The organism is Thermogutta sp., assembly GCF_014359955.1.
Lineage (GTDB): Bacteria > Planctomycetota > Planctomycetia > Pirellulales > Thermoguttaceae > Thermogutta.
Window position 1 is genome coordinate 1 of sequence record NZ_JACIYL010000369.1, and the last position, 4,229, is coordinate 4,229.

Annotated in this window: 4 protein-coding genes; 2 read left to right on the forward strand and 2 right to left on the reverse strand. The window is 58.3% G+C overall.

All coding sequences use genetic code 11. The features are described 5' to 3' along the window. Nucleotides 1-272: 272 nt before the first annotated feature. Nucleotides 273-518 carry a hypothetical protein gene (locus H5U08_RS11450; RefSeq protein ID WP_297033115.1) on the reverse strand — a complete coding sequence of 82 codons (246 nt, stop codon included), beginning with the start codon at nucleotides 516-518 and terminating at the stop codon, nucleotides 273-275. Nucleotides 519-1,171: 653 nt separating this feature from the next. On the opposite strand from H5U08_RS11450, the gene H5U08_RS11455 reads away from it, so the two are divergent. Further along, a complete protein-coding gene (locus H5U08_RS11455; RefSeq protein ID WP_297033117.1) occupies nucleotides 1,172-1,978 on the forward strand; it encodes a hypothetical protein in 807 nt (268 codons plus the stop codon). A 156-nt stretch (nucleotides 1,979-2,134) separates the two neighbouring features. Then, the gene (gene ruvB, locus H5U08_RS11460) at nucleotides 2,135-3,160 is read left to right on the forward strand and encodes a Holliday junction branch migration DNA helicase RuvB (protein ID WP_297033119.1); all 1,026 of its coding nucleotides are present in this window, start codon (nucleotides 2,135-2,137) and stop codon (nucleotides 3,158-3,160) included. Here ruvB and rlmN read toward each other — a convergent pair. Beyond that, nucleotides 3,152-4,229: 23S rRNA (adenine(2503)-C(2))-methyltransferase RlmN (gene rlmN / locus H5U08_RS11465; RefSeq protein ID WP_297033121.1), on the reverse strand; the 1,078-nt coding region annotated here is incomplete at its 5' end. The two genes, ruvB and rlmN, sit on opposite strands and share 9 nt — an antisense overlap.

Consider the following 4,229-nt stretch of genomic DNA (forward strand, 5'->3'; position numbering starts at 1 on the left):
ATGCCGGCTCGGCCACGGCCACCACCCCCGCGGCAGCCATCCGCTCGTAGTCCTGGGTGGTTCTTGCGATAGCGTGGTAATGCGGTTGAATGATCAGCATAATTGGCGCACCTTTACAAAATCTGCCGACGAACGTTGGTGACTCTGCAGGATCGTTTGTGTGCGTCACTCCGGCCAGACTTTCCCGGTTTCCCAAATGCGTCTGCCACCTGTGCCGGGAGGGCCTCTGCCATCAGGCCGTTGATCGCATTGCCCGAAACCCCATTGGGCCGTTATTTCTCCAGCGGTGTCAGGTCTGAGAACAGCATGAGTAGCGTCTCCGTGCGATCGGGTTGCTCCCGCTGCTGGGCCAGTATGTCGAGAGCCTGCCGAATCTTCGTCCAGCGAACATCCTCCTGCTCACCGTTGCGAGTCTCGGCCCGATCGTATCGATCCAATGTGGCCGCGATCTCCAACAGGTAGGAACGCATCTCCAGAAACGACTGATTCACCACCTGATCGCGTGTCAACCTTGTCATGAGCGGATAAATCACCTTATCGTACCACGTCACCCATCGAAAATGGGACAAAAGACATTTTCACGCTGTCGCATCGCCCATCGCCAAGCTTCAGGACGCAGCTCGGAATCAGTGTTGGACCCTGGTTTATTCTAACTGGCGGTCAAGCTCAGAAAAATGGTTTCGGAAAGGAGACGTTCGCCAGGCTCGTTGACAGGGGACGAATCGCGCGAGCCTGAAACACGCGAAAGGGGCCATTCACGAATTGCGCCTACCGACCTTTACGGACGTCGGACACGCACGATATGCACTCCTGGCGGGACACGGACAACCCTGCCCCCGGTGGAGGAATACATAACTTTCACACGGCGACAAAGCGTATTCAACGCTTTTCGATCGGCTCCCCCCACCGTCGTGCCAGGTTACAACGCCCGAGGCTCCTCGGTTATGATACACGTTGCAGCCTTCACATAGCGTATCAGTTCGCCCGGGAAATAATCGCCGTCATGCTCGCAAAACGCTGTCCGGTATGTGCGAGTGTCCTCGATGAGGAAGATCTGTTTTGCCCCAACTGTGGGCGAGAAGCACCGATATCTTCTGGGGAACCTGCGTCACCGAGGACGCAGGCGCTCGCTTTCAAGAATCGCTTTACGTGCGCCGGCTGTGGGGCCGCCATGAGTTATGATGCCTCGGCCCGAGCCCTGCGATGCCCGTTTTGCGGCTCCGTCGAGTTACGTCCGCAACCGGATGGACAAACGGTCTTTCCGTCCAAAGTCATTCCGTTCGCCATCGATCGGGGGCAAGCTCTGCAGATCCTCCGCGTGCAAATGAAATCCGGCTTTTTTCTACCGGCTGATCTTGCCCAGGAGGCCGCCGTCACCCAGATTGTGCCGGTCTTTGTACCGTTCTGGTGTTTTTCTGCCGAGACTCACACGTACTGGACAGCAGACACCAACCAGGTGCCACTCACAGCCCGGGGGAACTGGCGGCCACTTTTTGGGGATCTGCGGAACTCCTACAACTCGGTCCTCGTCCCTGCCAGCAGCGTGTTGACCTACGAAGAAACCCGCGGGCTGGGCGGCTATGACTTCTCTCGCGCAGTCCCGGCGAACGCAGTAGACCTGGAAAACGTCACAGTGGAGCAATTCCGTGTTCCCCGCAAATACGCCCGCCCCCTGGCCAAGCGGATCATCGAGGAACTGGAAACCGCCGAAAGTATCCGGCGCTACATCCCGGGAAGCGCGAGAAATGTACACGTCAATGTAAAGGTCACGAAACTCGCCGGAGAGCCGGTCCTCTTACCGGTATGGATTCTCGCTTATCGCTACAGAGGCCGGGTGTACCGGTTTGTGATCAATGGCCAGAGTGGCCGCCCGTTCGGCCAGTTACCCCTGTCGCCCTGGAAAATCGTTCTGGCCTGCCTGATCCTGGGTGCTGTCGTTCTGGGAATCGTCGCCCTTCTTTCCGCGGTTTTCAGGTAACGGCCGTTCCCACTGACGTGTCATCCTTACTCAGAACAATGGCCAACTTTCGGTTGATCTTTGCGCCCGGCGACATTCTCTGGTATATTGCGATCAATTGGGCAGGTTGGGAAATGCGGTTGGAGTATATCACCTTTTTAGCGGCAGTCCCCGAGAATGGCACGCGAACCGGTCCTCAGGCCGACAAAGATCCCCGAAGATGAGGATCGTCTTCTCCGTCCCCAGCGAATGGAGGAGATGGTAGGCCAGCGCGCGGTCTATGAACGCCTCAAAATCGCCATCGACGCAGCGCTGAAACGTAACGAGCCGCTCGGGCACATCCTCTTTGATGGACCGCCGGGACTGGGCAAAACCACCTTTGCGCTATGTATTCCACGACATCTCGGGGTCAGCGTACAAATCGCCAGTGGAGCCACGTTGAAAGCTCCCAAAGATTTGATCCCCTACCTCACGAACGCGGAGGAACGCTCGGTTCTTTTCATCGACGAAATCCACCGCATGCAGAAAGCGGTGGAGGAATTCCTCTATCCCGCCATGGAGGACTTCCGGATTGATATCACGCTGGGGGAAGGCGTGAACGCTCGCACGCTCAACATTCGACTCAAACCCTTCACGCTCATCGGTGCCACCACGCGTAGCGGCTTGCTTTCGGCTCCCCTTCGGGACCGATTTCACATGCGGGAACACCTCGATTTTTACACGGTCGAAGAGCTTGCCGAGATCGTCCGCCGCAACGCCCGCAAGTTGAACGTCCCCATAGAGGATGCCGCGGCGGAAGAGATCGCACGCCGCAGCCGCGGAACACCGCGGATCGCCAACAACCGCCTTCGCTGGGTGAGGGACTACGCCACTAGCAAGGCACGGGGTCGCATTACGCGGAGTGTCGCCGAAGACGCCCTGGAGATGCAGGGGGTTGACTCCCTCGGGTTGGATCCCCAGGACCGCAAATACCTGGAGACGATAGCGAGAGTGTTCAACGGCGGCCCAGTAGGCGTGGAAGCCGTCGCCCACACCCTTAACCTGTCACCCGATACCCTTGTGGACGAGGTCGAACCCTTTCTTCTGCGTTGCGAGCTGTTGATTCGAACGCCGCGGGGCAGAAAGATCACCGCCAAGGCGTATGAACACCTCGGCCTGACGGGGCATCGGATGACTGAGCCGGAACAGGGATTCTTATTCTGAATCCCGCTTGGCCTCGCTTGTTTCCGGCTCCGCGATCTCTTCAAAGTTCAAGATCTCGACGTCGCTGACGACCACGGTCGGGTCGCCGGACATCACCACCAAATCGCTGAACGCCCCTTCCGGCTGTCCATTCTGCCCCTCATTGCTCACCACGGCGGAGGTTTCGCCCGACTGGACGGCATCGTCCGCGGATTTGTTCTTCTTTTTCTTCTTTTTCTTGGACTTGCTCACAATTTCCGGATGGAGGCGCCGGAGCTGACCGCAGGCCGCTTCAATTTCGGCCCCTTTTCGATAGCGAACCGTCACCTGAATACCTGCCCGATTGAGAACATCCACAAATCGGGCAACATCCCGTCGCTCGGGCGGCTCATAAGGCAATCCCTGGATGGGATTGTAAGGAATGAGATTCACCAGGGCATTTCTTCCCTTGAGAAGTTGCGCCAGTTCCTGGGCGTGCTGCGGCCGATCGTTGATATCCCTCAAAAGGACGTACTCGTAGGTCACGCGACGGCCGGTCTTGGCAAAGTACTCGTCAGCCGCGGACAGGATGGCCTGAATACCGATCCGTCGGTTGGCCGGCACCAGCTTGTTTCGCAACTCATCGTTGGGAGCGTGCAGGGAGACCGCCAGATGATACTGGAGGTCGAGTTCGGCCAGCCGGCGAATCGCATGCGGCAATCCCACGGTGGAGATGGTCACATGCCTGGCGCTGATGCCCAGGCCATCTTTGTGCGTGGCCCGGTAGAGGGCGCCCAGTAATCGCCCCAGATTGGCCAGCGGCTCTCCCATACCCATCACAACGATATGGCTGAGCCGCTCATCGGGCTCAAGGAGGCACTTGAGGTGGAGAATTTGCTCCAAAATTTCTCCGCTGGTGAGGTTGCGGACGACCCCATCCAGACCGCTGGCACAAAAGACACACCCCATCCCGCAACCCACCTGCGTGCTTATGCACACAGTGCGATTACCCTTGTCATCGCGGAGCAGGACGCACTCGACATATTCGCCGTCGTGGGTGCGGAGGAGAAGCTTTTCTGTGCCGTCGGAAGCCTTTCGATGGGACACGACC

Excerpts from the sequence above, each read along its gene's own strand:
- ruvB (WP_297033119.1), top strand. The coding sequence starts at position 2,135 with ATGGCACGCGAACCGGTCCTCAGGCCGACAAAGATCCCCGAAGATGAG.
- H5U08_RS11455 (WP_297033117.1), top strand. The coding sequence starts at position 1,172 with ATGAGTTATGATGCCTCGGCCCGAGCCCTGCGATGCCCGTTTTGCGGC.
- H5U08_RS11450 (WP_297033115.1), bottom strand. The coding sequence starts at position 518 with ATGACAAGGTTGACACGCGATCAGGTGGTGAATCAGTCGTTTCTGGAG.